This is a genomic window from Acidimicrobiia bacterium (assembly GCA_029210695.1).
GTDB lineage: Bacteria > Actinomycetota > Acidimicrobiia > Spongiisociales > JAHEDJ01 > JAHEDJ01.
This window is the reverse complement of sequence record JARGFH010000025.1, coordinates 1-13,424: the sequence shown is the minus strand read 5'-3', so window position 1 is coordinate 13,424 and position 13,424 is coordinate 1. Positions and strand designations below refer to the sequence as shown.

Below are 13,424 nucleotides of genomic sequence, written 5' to 3'. Positions count from 1 at the left end.
CACTCCAGCACCATACACCTTCCATTCGACTGGAATGTCAAGGGGCAACATCGGGCCTGCCACCCAAATCGGAGTACAGTCGCGGCCCCCGCCCGGTTTTCGATCGCCTCTCCGTGAGCACGGGCGGCAGCCAAAACCGACGGCTGATCCAGTGAATCTGTAAGCCTGATTACCAGCTCATCTCGGAACAGCCCTGGTGGGTGTCCGGCTCCACCTGGAGAGTGGCGTGAGCAATGTCGTGGCGATCCTCGAGCAGGTAACGCGCCCGGTCGAGGACCTGGTGGGGTTCCGTTCCTTCGCCGATCATGAGGTGGACGGTGGCAACGTCCATCTCAGAGGTGAGGGTCCACACGTGGAGGTCGTGAACGTCGACCACGCCGGGGATCGAGGCGAGGTCCGAACGAAGTTCGTCGAGGTCGAGGCCCGCCGGTGCCGCCTGCACGAGAATGCGAAGCGCCTGGTGTCCGAGCTTCCACGCTCTGGGGAGGATGAACAGCCCGATGAGTGCGGCAAAGAGCGGATCTGCGTAGGGCCAGCCGGTGAGGATCATGACCAGGGCGGCGACGATCACCCCCACTGAACCGGCGAGATCCGCCAGAACCTCGAGGTAGGCGCCCTTGACGTTGATCGACTCTTCTGCTCCCGACCGGAGGAGCCTCCAACCGATCAAATTGATCGCCAGGCCGGCGACCGCCACCACCAGCATCGGTGTGGCCAGCACTTCGGATGGCTCCTGGATCCGTTGGACGGCTTCGAAGATGACGTAGCCGGCCACGGCGAAGAGCAGCACCGCGTTGGCGAGGGCGGCGAGGATCTCCAGCCGGTACAGCCCGTAGGTTCGTCCGTTGCCGGTCTGCGCCCGATCACCGGCGACGATCGCCGCTAACGCCATTCCCAAGCCGAGGGCATCGGTGGCCATGTGCCCGGCGTCGGAGATCAACGCCAGCGAACCAGTCAGGAACCCGGCCACCGCCTCGACCACCATGAATGACGCCACGAGTAGGAAAGCGATGGCCAAGGGGCGGAGATGACGGCGCCCGGCCCGGGGGACGTGAGTGTGCGGAACGCTCATCGGTGCTCCTCATGCCCGTGCAGATAGTGTTCGACTGCCACGTCGAGCAGCAACCGCACATGGGTGTCTGCGACTCCATAGAACACCTCCCGGCCCCGTTTACGAGCCCGGACCAGACCGGCCAACCGCAGCTGCCGGAGTTGGTGGCTGGTCACCGACTCGCTGGCTTCGACCAGGCAGGCCAGATCGCTCACGCAGATATCGCCTGTCTCCAGCAGGGCGTCGATGATGCGCAACCGCCTTGAATCACTCAGAAGTTTGAACCGTTCCGCCAGCAAGTGGGCATCGTCGAGTCCCAACAACCGACCAGGCTTCGAATCGTGGCTGAGATCAGAAGTATCACTCGACTGGCTCATCAGGGCAGAATATGGCCACTAGTGGTCTGTCTGCTATTTGATGACCGGGGTAGGCAGTGCCACGAACCCTGCCACAGCGGGGATCGTCCGGCAGGAGACCAAGTCACCAAATCCGCGACGGACCACTAGCACCTGAATACGAGCTCAGATATTCAGATGTATGAGCGGTGCGCTCGGGTGCTGGAACCGGTCCAGCCGCCCCTTGCCCGCGAATGGAACCGCTCCTCCGCCGGACGCTGGTTCGATCGACTCTCGGGTCGAGCATTGACGCCGTCCAGTGAGACCTGCGCGACGGCGTCTCCGGGCGCCTCGACATCGGGGGCGAGCTACGGCCGACGATCATGGACGACCGCAAAGTGCGCCGCTCCCCCTTCCTCGGCGTAGGGTCGGTAGCGATGACACGAACCGCCGACCTAGAGGATCCCCCTTCACCGAATGGAAAAGACGTCATGGCGCCAGTCAGCCGTGCCGGCTGGCGTAGTTGGCTCGCTTCGAACCCCGACCGGCAAGAGGGTCTGTGGATCGTTTACCGCAAGAAGTCGAGCAGCCTCGACGGTCCGGTGTACGACGACCTGGTCGAAGAAGCACTGTGCTTCGGGTGGATCGACAGTCAATCCCGGCGCGTTGACGGCGACCGAATGATGCAGTGGTTTTCCCCCCGTCGAAAGGGCGGCTTGTGGTCGGCGCTCAACAAGGACCGGATCAAGCGGCTGGTACGCGACGGACTCATGACCGAGGTCGGTCAGGCGACGATCGACGAGGCAAGGGCCGACGGCTCGTGGTCTCAGACCGACCAGGTCGATGCCCTGATTGTCCCGGCTGATCTGCAAGCCGCCCTCGATGCCGCCCCGGCCGCTAGGGCCGCTTATCAGGCTCTTTACGCCTCGGCCAAGAAGCAGTACCTGTGGTGGATTCACACCGCCAAACGGCCGGCTGCCCGTGCCAACCGAATAGAAGAAACCATCCGCAGGCTCTCGTCGGGAGAAACCCTCGGCTCTACATAGCCGCGGTGCGCCCCTAGTGGCGGGCGATACGGCGCATATTGGGCGTTCTGTGCGATTCGCTACCAGTCCGTTCCTGCGGCCAGTTCCGGTGTTCTGGACCGCCGGATTTGCATGCAGGTTCGGAGAGCAAGATCCGGTCAGGCATCAGAGGTCAAGACCACCTTGCCGGCATATCCGCCACGCTCCCTGAACTCGTGGGCATGGGAGGCTTCGAGCAGAGGGAAGCGTTCGGCAATCACCGGTCTCATCTTGTCGGTTGCGGCCAGATCGAAGAACTCGACAAGGGAGTCTGGCAAGACCCCTCTGCAACTGCATCAGGGCAGACCACGCTATGGACCTTTGCCGGGGTGGCCGCGGCTTGCAGGCACCGGTCTGTGGCCAATTCGGGACCTTCGCCCCTAACCGCTGGGCCGTGCTCATGTCACAATGTGCTTATGAGTTCAATGATTCTTGAATCAACAACGCTTGAAGAGCGGGCGACCTTGTTTTCGGCGTTGGGGGACCCGATCCGTTTGCAGGTCCTTGACGAACTGACCTGCGGCTTGAAGTGTGTGTGCGAGTTACAGGAGACCATCGACGTCGCCCCCAATCTGCTGTCCTATCACCTGCGGGTGCTGCGGGAAGCCGGTTTGGTGGAAGCCTCCAAGCGGGGCCGCTGGGTCGACTACCGGCTCGCAGACGCGGCGGCTGACCTGGTGCGCGGGTCCCTCCCTGCCGAGCTTGTTGAGGGCGGGCGGTGAGCACCGGCCTGCAGTCTGCGCCGGTCGTGCGTGCGCCGTGGCGGCTGTGGGGTGGGTTGCTGGCCGCTGCTGGGGCCTGGCTGGTGGCGTATCAGCTGAACAGGTCTTTGTGGGAGTGGGCGGTCTTCGACCTGGCCGGGTTCGATTCGGTCAGCCGGTGGGGTTCGGCGGTCGAGTTCTTCTTCTACGACACCGTCAAGATACTGCTGCTGTTGGGCGGGATCATTTTCGCGGTGACCGTTTTGCGGAGCTTCATGAGCGTGGAACGCACCCGGGCTCTGCTGGGGGGCCGCCGCGAGGGGGTTGGGAATATCGCTGCGGCCGGGTTGGGGGTGGTCACCCCCTTCTGCTCGTGTAGTGCGGTACCGGGATTCATCGGGTTCGTCGCAGCCGGAGTTCCCTTGGGTATCACCATGAGTTTCCTGATCGCCAGCCCAATGGTCAACGAAGTCGCCATCGTGTTGCTGTACGGGCTGTTCGGTTGGAAGATCGCCGCCCTCTATGTAACCGCGGGACTGGCGGTGGCGATCGTGGCCGGGTGGGTGATCGGCCGTCTCCGCCTCGAAAAGTGGGTGGAACCCTTCGTCTTCGAGACAACCCTTCGAGGCCAACCCGTCGACATGTCTACTGCTTTGAGCTGGGCAGACCGGTTCGCTATCGCCCGTGAAGAGGTCCGGACCATCATTCGAAAGATCTGGCCGTACCTGTTGGTGGGGATAGGGATCGGAGCCGTCATCCACGGCTGGGTCCCGGAGGGGTTCTTTGTGGAGTACGCCGGACCCGACAATCCCCTGGCGGTACCGGTAGCGGTCGGTCTCGGGATCCCCCTCTACTCCAACGCCGCCGGCATTCTGCCCTTGGTCGAAGCCCTCTATGCCAAGGGCCTCGCCCTGGGTACGGTCCTGGCGTTCATGATGTCGGTGGTCGCCCTCTCGGTCCCGGAACTGGTCTTGTTACGGCGGGTCCTCAAACCCCGCCTGCTCGGCGTCTTCGTCGGAGTGGTCGGAGTTGGGATCCTGATGGTCGGTTTCCTATTCAATCTGGTCCTATAAGGAGGCTCACATGAAGATCAAAGTGCTCGGTTCGGGTTGTGCCAACTGTCAAACCCTCGAGAAACGCACCACCCAAGCAGTCAACCTGCTCGGACTGGACGCTGAGATCGAGAAAGTCACCGACTACACCGCTATCGCCGCCTACGGGGTCATGTCCACCCCAGCCCTGGTCATCGACGAACAAGTGGTACTGACCGGGCGGGTTCCCAAAGTCGCCGAACTCCAGACCCTGCTCACCGGCGCCCTCACATGAACGCCACCCCGGTCGCACCTTCCGAACCGGACCTGGCTCGCCTGTCGGTGGTCGACCGGATACAAGGCATTAACTGAGGTCGACCCACCGGGCGTTGTGGCGGGCCAGATCAGGATTTGTCTGACGGCCGGGCGACAACCTTCTCAGACGAACCGAGGAGCATGCAACCAGCAAGGTGTCGTCCACGTACCGGAGCCACTGTCGCCCAGCAACCGGAACCGCGTCCACAAAGTGGAACCCACCTACCGGAGCCACAGTGTCCAGTATCTACCGAAGGAGCACACAGTGGTTCGGGGTATCGACGCGGTATGGACGCCCGCAACGGCCGTTCCGAGGGAAGTCAGAAAAGCCGAAATCCCCTGTGTTTACAGGGGATTTCGTTCGTAGCGGGGGTAGGAACCTACGACCTTCGGGTTATGAGTTCCTTTCTGGTGATCCCGGCTGGTGCCGGCTGGTGCCGGAAAGTACCGTCTACCAGGGGTTTCGCGGAATCGGCTTGCTGGCCTGTGCCGGTGGATAACTCCTCGTGCCAGCCTATCCGTTAGAAGATCCGTTGGAAGTGTTCCAGAAACACGCTTGTTTCGCCAACACTGAAACAGTATCCTTTCTGGAACAGCCGAGGTGCCTGGAAGGAGGACTTGCCTGTGGCGAGCAAACGGCTGCCCAGTGAAACGCGTATCGCTCGCGGCGTCGAGCAGATCTTGGTCGAGCGCCTCCCCTCGGGTTGGTCGATCCGACCGAGGACCAGCGCGTCCGCCGCGGACTCCCGGATCGACCTCCTCATCGAGATCACCTCGCCGAGTGGCGAGCGCGCCGTCCTGGCGATCGAGATCAAGCGACTGCTGGAACCGCGTCTCGTGCCCGAGGCAGCCGAGCAGATCTCTATGCTCACTACCGAAGCCCTGCCGGCTGCTGTGCCCGTCATCGCCGCCGCGTATCTTTCACCTCGATCCCGGGAGATCCTCGACGACTTCAGAATCGGCTACATCGACACGACCGGGAACGTCCGAATCGAGGGGTCCTCGCCTGGACTGTTCATCTCGACGGTGGGAGCGGATCGAGATCCGTGGCCTCAGAAGAGTGATCTCCAATCGCTTCGCGGTCGCGGCGCGGCACGTGCGGTGAGGGCGATCATCGACAGCGCTCCCCCGTTCGGTGTCCGCGAGCTCGCCAAGTCGACCGGCACGTCTGCGGCGTCCGTCTCGCGTGTGCTCGAACTCTTGGAGCGAGAAGGCGTCGTCACCCGTGAGCCCCGCGGTCTCGTACTGGCCGTCGACTGGCAGGCTGCCATTCGTCGGTGGGCGACGGACTACGACCAGGTGGGCTCGAACATGGCCGCGACGTTCCTGGAACCGCGTGGGCTCCCGGCGATCGAGAAGAAGGTTCGAGACGCGAAGTTCAGCTACGCCGCGACCGGTGCATTCGCGGCGCAGCGTTTCGATCCAATCGCACCTGCCAGAACCGCCACCCTCTACGTCGTCGACGTGACCAAGGCCGCCAACCGACTCGGCCTCCGCGAAGCCGAGGCGGGCGCGAACGTCGTGCTGCTCGAACCGTTCGATCCGGTTGTGTTCGACCGGACTATCAGTCGCGACGGCCTGCGATGCGTCGCCCCGAGCCAGCTCGCAGTCGACCTGCTGACAGGACCGGGCCGAGAACCGTCACAGGGCGAGGAGATACTCCGGTGGATGAGGGAGAACGAGGATGCCTGGCGATCCTGATCCGCTCTATGTCCGCGCCCGCTCGGCGCTGCTCGACGCAACCGACGCGCTCGCTGTCCATCTCGACGCCATCGTCCTCGTCGGCGCCCAGGCCATCTACCTCCACACCGGCGACGCCGACCTCGCCGCCGTCGAGTACACCACCGACGCCGACTTCACGATCGGCCCTGCTGACCTCGCCGACTTCCCGCTGCTAGCCGACCTCCTGACGGCGCGTGGCTTCACCACCCGCGAGCACCCCGGCGGCTGGCTCAACCCCGATGGCATCTACGTCGATCTGATGGTTCCCGAAGCGCTGGCCGGCCCGGGCACTCGCGGCGCTCGGCTCGGACCACATGGCAAGCGCGTCGCCCGACGCGCCAAGGGACTCGAAGCAGCACTCGTTGACCGTCAACCGATGACGATCGGCGCCCTCGATCCAGCTGATGCTCGATCCGTCACCATGCTGGTCGCTGGGCCGGGCGCGCTCCTGGTTGCGAAGGTCCACAAGATCACGGAGCGCACCAACGCCGACGACCGGGTGCGGGACAAGGATGCGCTTGACGTGCTCCGGCTTCTCCAGGCCACCGTGACCACGGATCTGGCCGAGCGCATCGATCGTCTACGCGCCCATGAGCTGAGCGCAGCCGTCACCGTCGAGGCTGCTGCCCAGCTTGAGCCGTTGTTCGGTCGTGTCGATGCGGTCGGCGTCGAAATGGCCATCCGTGCCGCTGGGCTCGACGCCGACCCCGACACGATCGCAGCGTCGATGACAGCCCTGGTGTCGGACCTACTCGCCGTGCTCTGAGCCAGAACCGATCAGCGCGTCCGTGTGGGCTCCGCCGTCTTGTCGTACATGCTGGCTTGCTCGGGATCTCCACCATCCGGTCGAGTGCACCAGCCGGGACCCAGGGAGTAGCGGTAGAGGGTCGAGCCTCACCAGCCCTTGTCGTCCAACAGCTTCTTCAGGTTGCGTTTGGCGCGGTGCTCGACCCGGACGCGCTCGAGCACCACCGCGAAACGATCGGGTTGACGGGCAGCGGTTGCCAACCGCCGGATTCGGCTCATCAGATCGACCGCCGACCGATAGGCGGGCGTCTTCTTCTGGTCGATCAGCGCGAAGACCTCGGGTTCGTACACTCCGATGGCGTCGAGCGGATGGGTGTCCTCGCGGGCCCGCGCCAAGGTCATCCACAGTCGCCGTCCGCACCCGTGGTCGGTGGCTGCCTGCCAGGCTTCATCGGCGCGGCCCCCATAGAGCAGGATCTCGGCGAGCACCGACCCGTCACCGAACCCACGCCCCTGCGATGGTGCGAACCGGGGCGGCGCCACGCCGGCCAGCTGCTGCCGAAGATGCTCGACACAGCGCTGCGACCAACCATCCTCACCGGTGGCCTCATCGAGCAGACGCCGATACGCCGTGAGCGACGGCGCGGCCACGAATGCATCCCAGAACAGGCCGACGGCTGCTTCCGACTCGCCCTGCGAGCGGTAGATCCCAGCGAGGAACTCCCGCAGCGGCCCGGTCTGCCACGAGCGATCAGCATGATCTTCCAACCCGCGGGTCGCCCACTCGACCGCCTCTTCGACCCGGTCAGCGTCTGTGAGCGACCGAGCGATCTCCAGGACCGCATCAACTCGCAGCGGTTCGCGGCTGTGCACCTCGATGAGCGCATCGGGGTCACCCGTGCCAAGCGCCCAGCCGACCATGGCCTGCCGTACTGCGAACGAACTCAGCCACGCCTCCTCGTCCTCGTCACCGACCTCGTCATCGTCGGGGCCGAGTTTCTGCCAGCGCGGTTCGAGCTGTTCGCGAAAAGCCGCCAACCCGCCCTCACCGAGCACGTCGGCGTAGGTAGCAGCGGCACGATGGAATCCGTCGAGCTCCGAGGTGAGCTCCAGATCGACCAGGCGGCAGGCCAACTCGACCGGATCAGGCCGGGTCTTGATGCACGCACTGAGATGTACATCGCTCAGCCGGGTCGAGATGTTCGACAACCAGCCGTCTGAGTCATCCACATACTGGACGGCCTCATCCGCCCGGCGATGCGCGTACTCCGCCAGCGGCAACACCGCCGCAGCATGGCCCGCCGCCGCGAGATCCTCGAGCGCGTCGATCATCTCATCGACGTCGCCCGCCCACCCCTGTGCCTCGTGGTACCCGACAAAATCGCTGTACGGGGCGAAGGCGTCGGCGATTCGACGCTTCCACACGTCAAGGTCGAGCCCTGCGGCTCGCTCGGCGCGAGTCTCAGCCAGCAGACGCTCACCGAGCCGCCAGTCTGACCCGGCCCGATCGAGCACGATCTCCACCAGGCGCTCGTGCGACAAACCCTCCACGAACGCGGCCAGCTCATCGGCCGGCGACGGGCCGGTCGGGGATGTCAGCACCGGGACGAGTTTCGGGGCCGAGGCGTCATCAGGGGCCAGCGAGAGGGCAACTGCGACGCAGTGCTTGCAGAACGATCCATCCTCGGCAGCGGGACAGGTGCACGACCACCCGGGTTCACCGTCGTCGGCCCACAGCTCGACGGCGTAGGGCATCGACCCACGCACCGTCGCTCGGACCCGCACGTCGTTCCCTGCTTCGAGCTCGACCCTGCCCTCTCGTTGGTATCCCACACCGCGCAGGTACGACCGCGGACCAGCGAACTCACCGATCGCCACCGATGTGAACGCCCAACTCAGCTCGTAGTCAGACAACAGACCTTCAACCTCCCGCCGGTCATCGGACTGGCAGCCACCTCACTATCATCCCCGAGGCGAGAAGCGCAGGATCGTCCCTGCAGGATATGTGCCGCGCCTGTTCCTCGTGGATACGCACAACACCAACCCCTCGCCCTCGAGACACTCCAACAATAGACAACGAGATCACCCGCTTTCACTTGCTGAACCAACCAGAACACCTGCCCCGCGCACACGAGATCGATCCATCGGTGGTCGTCGGATACTCGAGACGCGGGTCGACGAATTCGTCGGGTTCGTTGTTGAAACGCACGCAGAAGGCGGTCTTCATTCCGGTACTGACCGTCCATGACCACAGTCACCTCTGCGTGGACACGGAAGGCCGAAGGCTTGACGTAGCGTCGAGGTGAGTGGTCATGAACACCTGCTCGGTGCCGACCGGAAACGCGACAAGGCCCCGGTCAGAAAACGCTCTGACCAGGGCCTTCGTTCGTAGCGGGGGTAGGATTTGAACCTCGACCTTCGGGTTATGAGCGCACAGACGCTCGTCCGCTTGGATGGGGAGACATAGGTGTACGTCCTGGTCAGGCGACCGATCACCGGAGAAAGAGAGGCCGTTCGTATGCGCCGGTTGGCGTGCGTTGGTGCCAGTCATGCTGACAACGTGCTGACAAGGGGCTCACCGCGACAAGACACTTCGGCGCGCGATACCCGTACTTGACCGAGTGGGCACGGCTCGTATAGTTGACCAACGCTGATTTCCCACCTCCTCGTCTCTGGCCTCACCCCTCCGCTCGCAGGGCGTTCCCACCACCTCGGCTGACAAGCTCATGCGTGCCGCTCCGGCGGCTCGAGCGGGACGCTGATGCCGGTGGTGAGACGAACGAGAGAACGGCCAATGAACCCGCACCATGAGCCCGTTGGGCGCAGGCGTCGGAAAGACGCGGTCGGGCCGGTAACGATCAGGTGGCGTCGGGGCGTCGTCGTCGCTGCTGTCTCGGACGCGACGAGCCCCGAACGCCGAATCGTGATCGTGTTCGTGGCCACCATGTGGCGGAGCCGATGGATCAAACCGCGATGCTCACGCTCGGCATGATCGGGTAGCGGGATCTGACTCGGGGGGTGTTCCATTGCCACACGAAGCTACCGCGACAGCGTCTGACGGAGAAGTCGCCACTGGGTCGCAACAGTCCGGCTATGGGATCCGATAGCAGTCCTGGAGCCGTCGATCGGTTCCTAGAACCATCGACGGAACCAATTCTTCTCGAAGAACAGTTTGCCCAAGTGCCAGCGGCGGCCCACCGGGCGCAGTACCACTTGCGGCGTCGGTTCGGCGTAGAAGTCGCCGCGTCCAAACCCTGCCTTCCCACCACCGGTTTCGACGAAACATTCGCCGTGACCGTCGAACGACTCTGTTTCACCGTGGCCGGTGATGTCCCCGATGATGTTGTGGGCGACCACTTTGGCTTCACGTTCGGCGAACACCCCAGCTTTGGGGAGCGGTTTACCCATCTTCAATGGGATCCCCGTCACGTCGCCGATGGCGTACACACCCGGGTAGCGGCTGTGAAGAGTGTCTCGATCGACGGGAATCCAGCCGCTGTCGTCCACGAGTCCCGCGTCGCGAACCACCAGGGGCGCCCGATGCGGTGGCACGTACGCCAACAGGTCGAAGTCGGCGGTAGTCCCGTTGGCGAAAGTGAGGCGCTGTTCTGTGGAGTCGACCGAGATAACCTGATGTTCTGGGTGATAGCCAATCCCGACCGCTTCGACCATCGAACGTACGCCGGCCGACACGTCCGGTCCGGCGACTCCGAGCGGGCCGGGCTCGGCGGCGTAGAGGTCGATCTGGGTCCGATCACCCAGGTTCCGTTTGTGGATGTGGTCGTTGATCAGCATGGCGGCTTCGTAGGGGGCGGCCGGACACTTGTAGGCTGGGGCGGCAGTGAGGACCACGATCCGGCCACCATCGAAGCTTCGTAGCGCGTCACGGAGGCTCTCGGCTCCCGCCAGCGTGTAGAAGCTGTGACCGGCCTCGACCAAGCCGGGGATGGTCTCGGGAGCGAGTTCGGCTCCCAGTGACACCACCAGGTGGTCGGCCTCGATGTCCCTTGAGCTGTCGCCGGTCGATGACCGCTCTACGATCGAAACACGGCGTGTCTCGGGGTCGATTCGGTCGATGTCGCCGCAGACCACCTCAATGCCCTTCTTGGCGAGGCGGTCGAGGGGCCGGGAGATCTGGCGGGCGGTGCGTTGACCGGTAATCAGCCACAGCAGCGACGGTGCGAACAGGTGGTCGGGTTCACGATCCACAAGAACCACCCGATGCCGGGTCGGGAGTTGTTTGCGGAGGGTGGTGGCAGCGACGACACCGCCGACGCCCCCACCCAGGATCACGACAGTTTTGGCTTCATTCACGATGGAGTCCTTTCGTTCATGACCGCCATGTCAAAACACCAGGACCCGGTCGGCGTGTTGGGTCCAGTCGGTCAGCTCTTCCATGGTGCTGCGGTGACATCCCTCAGCCAGTTCCGTGTTGGTGATTCCCCGAGCGTCCATACATGTGCCGCACACCCCGATCTCGCCGCCGCGGCGGACCACCGATCGCAGCATCAACTCGAGGTTGTAATAGCCCTGAGGGACCCTTTGGCCTCCCTTGGCGCAGGAGGCGGCGTCGCCGATCAGGAACACCCTCACAGTTTCGCCTTCACGCTTAGCTAACGATCCAGCGAGACGCAGACCGTTGTAGCTGCGTTCGGTGCCGTAGGGCGGGTCGTTGAGAACAAAGAGCGTCTCACTCATGGTCCTGTCATCTCCGTGGTTGTTGTTGGGTGCAGATCCGCTGTGAGTTCCTCTCCGGTCGCCACCGGGAGGCCGGCCCGCCGCCACTCGGGAAACCCGTCCTCGAGGCGTCGAGCTGTGAACCCCCCCTTGCGCAACAATTCGATTGCCTGGGGGGCGAGCACGCAATAGGGGCCACGGCAGTAGGCGACGACCTCGGCCCCAGGGGGCAGGCTGGCCATTTGTCCCTTGAGATCGGCGAGCGGTATCGAGACCGCACCCGGGATGTGGCCTGCCTCGTACTCCTCGCGGGGACGGACATCGAGGACGATCACGTCTCCCTCGCCTGCCCGTGACAGCAGTTCATCGCGATTGACCGGCTCCAGCTCGTCCCGGGCGTCGAAGAAGTCCCGCACGATCCTGTCCACCTCGGCGTACCGGTCCGAAGCCAGCTCACGCAACGAGAAGTAGAACTCGCACACCGCGTCGTCGGCAAGCCGGTAGAAGACTCGGGTCCCCTCCTTGCGAGTCGCCACCAACCGGGCCTCACGCAACACCCGCAAATGCGCCGACGTATTCACCACTGTCGTCGCCGCCGCCGCAGCCAATACCTCGACGCTGCGCTCCCCCTGACACAACACATCCAACAACTCGATCCGCTTCGGGTGAGCAACCGCTTTCCCGATCCGGGCGAACTGCGCATACAACCCGTCCTTGACCAACCGACCGGCACCTTGAGTAGAAGACATCTCATCATTTTATAAATCTATAGAACAAGAGTAAAGCTCAGATCAGAATCGATAACAACCGAGGCGGCATCATGGGTAGTGCGTCGATAGTTGGTAGACCAAGCCCAGCAACCGACGCGACTACGTCAACTGTGGCCGCCGTCTACCAGCTCATCTCGGAACAGCCCTGGTGGGCGTGTGGTTCCACCTGGAGGGTGGCGTGAGCAATGTGGTAGCGGTCCTCGAGGACCGAATGCGCCTGATCGAGAACCTGGTGAGAGTCCCTTCCATCGCTTGTCATGAGGTGGACAGTGGCCACGTCCATCTCGGAGGTGAGGGCCCCTACGTGCAGGTCGTGAACGTCGACCACACCTGAAATCGAGGCGAGATCCGAGCGAAGTCTGTCGAGGTCGAGGCCCGACGGTGCCGCCTGCACGAGGATGCGGAGCGCCTGGTGTCCGAGCCGCCACGCTCTGAGAAGGATGAAAAGCCCGATGAGCGCCGCAAAGAGCGGATCGGCGTAGGGCCAGCCCGTCGATCTGTCGCAGGTAGATGATCTTTCCGAACACCTCAGCCGAGGTGGCATTGGTACTGTGATGCGGACGACGCGACTTGTCTCGGAGTCCCTCCAGCCCCTTCTCCTGGTAGCGGCGTAGCCACACGTAGAAGGTTTGGCGGGTGATCCCGAAGTTTCGGCACGTCTGAGCGACGTTCCCGGTCACTTCCTCGGCGTGGCGGATGACCGCCAAACGATGATTCACCAGTCGCTGATGCTCTCTCTCAGTCATCAGTTCTCCTTTCGTTTTGGAGAACCCAGATGTCAGCAATGTCCGTCAGCTCCAGACGCAAAGTGGAACCCACCAACCGGAGCCACAATGTCCAGTATCAACCGAACTCGCACACTTCTCCGTTAGAACCCGTTAGAAGATCCGTTAAAAGTTCGGCCCATCACGCGACAAGGCCTCGGTCAGAAAACGCTCTGACCAGGGCCTTTGCTAGTAGCGGGGGTAGGATTTGAACCTACGACCTTCGGGTTATGAGCCCGATTGTGGG

The 13,424-nt window shown here is 63.6% G+C and carries 15 protein-coding genes and 1 pseudogene; 6 read left to right on the top strand and 10 right to left on the bottom strand.

What is annotated here, in order from left to right:
• Positions 1 to 169 precede the first annotated feature (169 nt).
• Positions 170 to 1,072, bottom strand: a complete 903-nt coding sequence (locus P1T08_09620) for a cation diffusion facilitator family transporter (GenBank protein ID MDF1596333.1) — start codon at positions 1,070 to 1,072, stop codon at positions 170 to 172.
• Positions 1,069 to 1,428, bottom strand: a complete 360-nt coding sequence (locus tag P1T08_09615) for a metalloregulator ArsR/SmtB family transcription factor (protein MDF1596332.1) — start codon at positions 1,426 to 1,428, stop codon at positions 1,069 to 1,071. The genes P1T08_09620 and P1T08_09615 overlap by 4 nt, the downstream gene beginning before the upstream one ends.
• A 449-nt stretch (positions 1,429 to 1,877) precedes the next feature.
• Between P1T08_09615 and P1T08_09610 the strand changes: the two genes are divergently transcribed.
• On the top strand, positions 1,878 to 2,432 hold the full coding sequence (locus P1T08_09610; protein ID MDF1596331.1) for a YdeI/OmpD-associated family protein: 555 nt from the start codon (positions 1,878 to 1,880) through the stop codon (positions 2,430 to 2,432).
• 137 nt (positions 2,433 to 2,569) lie between these two features.
• Here P1T08_09610 and P1T08_09605 read toward each other — a convergent pair whose 3' ends face one another.
• Positions 2,570 to 2,728: a zinc-binding dehydrogenase gene (locus tag P1T08_09605; GenBank protein ID MDF1596330.1), complete on the bottom strand. Its 159-nt coding sequence runs from the start codon at positions 2,726 to 2,728 to the stop codon at positions 2,570 to 2,572.
• Positions 2,729 to 2,866: 138 nt separating this feature from the next.
• Here P1T08_09605 and P1T08_09600 point away from each other — a divergent pair, with 138 nt between their 5' ends.
• The 5 genes from P1T08_09600 (at position 2,867) to P1T08_09580 (ending at position 6,985) form a co-directional block, all read left to right on the top strand.
• Positions 2,867 to 3,172: a metalloregulator ArsR/SmtB family transcription factor gene (locus P1T08_09600; GenBank protein ID MDF1596329.1), complete on the top strand. Its 306-nt coding sequence runs from the start codon at positions 2,867 to 2,869 to the stop codon at positions 3,170 to 3,172.
• On the top strand, positions 3,169 to 4,224 hold the full coding sequence (locus tag P1T08_09595) for a permease (protein ID MDF1596328.1): 1,056 nt from the start codon (positions 3,169 to 3,171) through the stop codon (positions 4,222 to 4,224). The genes P1T08_09600 and P1T08_09595 overlap by 4 nt, the downstream gene beginning before the upstream one ends.
• A 10-nt stretch (positions 4,225 to 4,234) precedes the next feature.
• Positions 4,235 to 4,477 (top strand): thioredoxin family protein, encoded by a 243-nt coding sequence (locus tag P1T08_09590; protein MDF1596327.1) that lies wholly within the window; start codon positions 4,235 to 4,237, stop codon positions 4,475 to 4,477.
• Positions 4,478 to 5,121: 644 nt separating this feature from the next.
• Complete coding sequence (locus P1T08_09585; GenBank protein MDF1596326.1) at positions 5,122 to 6,198, top strand: helix-turn-helix domain-containing protein; 1,077 nt, start codon at positions 5,122 to 5,124, stop codon at positions 6,196 to 6,198.
• Complete coding sequence (locus tag P1T08_09580; GenBank protein MDF1596325.1) at positions 6,182 to 6,985, top strand: hypothetical protein; 804 nt, start codon at positions 6,182 to 6,184, stop codon at positions 6,983 to 6,985. Before P1T08_09585 ends, P1T08_09580 begins: the two co-directional genes overlap by 17 nt.
• A 128-nt stretch (positions 6,986 to 7,113) precedes the next feature.
• Here P1T08_09580 and P1T08_09575 read toward each other — a convergent pair whose 3' ends face one another.
• From P1T08_09575 to P1T08_09545, 7 genes and pseudogenes are all read right to left on the bottom strand, one after another.
• Entirely contained in the window at positions 7,114 to 8,880 is a 1,767-nt protein-coding gene (locus P1T08_09575; protein ID MDF1596324.1) for an SWIM zinc finger family protein, read from the bottom strand.
• Between the two features lie 810 nt (positions 8,881 to 9,690).
• On the bottom strand, positions 9,691 to 9,993 hold the full coding sequence (locus P1T08_09570; GenBank protein MDF1596323.1) for a hypothetical protein: 303 nt from the start codon (positions 9,991 to 9,993) through the stop codon (positions 9,691 to 9,693).
• A 105-nt stretch (positions 9,994 to 10,098) separates the two neighbouring features.
• Entirely contained in the window at positions 10,099 to 11,280 is a 1,182-nt protein-coding gene (locus P1T08_09565) for an FAD/NAD(P)-binding oxidoreductase (GenBank protein ID MDF1596322.1), read from the bottom strand.
• 30 nt (positions 11,281 to 11,310) lie between these two features.
• Complete coding sequence (locus P1T08_09560; protein ID MDF1596321.1) at positions 11,311 to 11,664, bottom strand: DsrE family protein; 354 nt, start codon at positions 11,662 to 11,664, stop codon at positions 11,311 to 11,313.
• On the bottom strand, positions 11,661 to 12,392 hold the full coding sequence (locus P1T08_09555; protein MDF1596320.1) for a metalloregulator ArsR/SmtB family transcription factor: 732 nt from the start codon (positions 12,390 to 12,392) through the stop codon (positions 11,661 to 11,663). The genes P1T08_09560 and P1T08_09555 overlap by 4 nt, the downstream gene beginning before the upstream one ends.
• Before the next feature lie 142 nt (positions 12,393 to 12,534).
• On the bottom strand, positions 12,535 to 12,957 hold the full coding sequence (locus P1T08_09550) for a hypothetical protein (GenBank protein MDF1596319.1): 423 nt from the start codon (positions 12,955 to 12,957) through the stop codon (positions 12,535 to 12,537).
• 13 nt (positions 12,958 to 12,970) lie between these two features.
• A pseudogene (locus P1T08_09545) lies at positions 12,971 to 13,159 on the bottom strand (helix-turn-helix domain-containing protein).
• Positions 13,160 to 13,424: the final 265 nt, after the last annotated feature.

What these genes read in the sequence shown, in the direction of transcription:
- P1T08_09590 (MDF1596327.1), top strand. Translation starts at nt 4,235, where the DNA reads ATGAAGATCAAAGTGCTCGGTTCGGGTTGTGCCAACTGTCAAACCCTC.
- P1T08_09610 (MDF1596331.1), top strand. Translation starts at nt 1,878, where the DNA reads ATGGCGCCAGTCAGCCGTGCCGGCTGGCGTAGTTGGCTCGCTTCGAAC.
- P1T08_09600 (MDF1596329.1), top strand. Translation starts at nt 2,867, where the DNA reads ATGAGTTCAATGATTCTTGAATCAACAACGCTTGAAGAGCGGGCGACC.
- P1T08_09570 (MDF1596323.1), bottom strand. Translation starts at nt 9,993, where the DNA reads ATGGAACACCCCCCGAGTCAGATCCCGCTACCCGATCATGCCGAGCGT.
- P1T08_09550 (MDF1596319.1), bottom strand. Translation starts at nt 12,957, where the DNA reads ATGCCACCTCGGCTGAGGTGTTCGGAAAGATCATCTACCTGCGACAGA.
- P1T08_09615 (MDF1596332.1), bottom strand. Translation starts at nt 1,428, where the DNA reads ATGAGCCAGTCGAGTGATACTTCTGATCTCAGCCACGATTCGAAGCCT.
- P1T08_09555 (MDF1596320.1), bottom strand. Translation starts at nt 12,392, where the DNA reads ATGTCTTCTACTCAAGGTGCCGGTCGGTTGGTCAAGGACGGGTTGTAT.
- P1T08_09580 (MDF1596325.1), top strand. Translation starts at nt 6,182, where the DNA reads ATGCCTGGCGATCCTGATCCGCTCTATGTCCGCGCCCGCTCGGCGCTG.
- P1T08_09560 (MDF1596321.1), bottom strand. Translation starts at nt 11,664, where the DNA reads ATGAGTGAGACGCTCTTTGTTCTCAACGACCCGCCCTACGGCACCGAA.
- P1T08_09620 (MDF1596333.1), bottom strand. Translation starts at nt 1,072, where the DNA reads ATGAGCGTTCCGCACACTCACGTCCCCCGGGCCGGGCGCCGTCATCTC.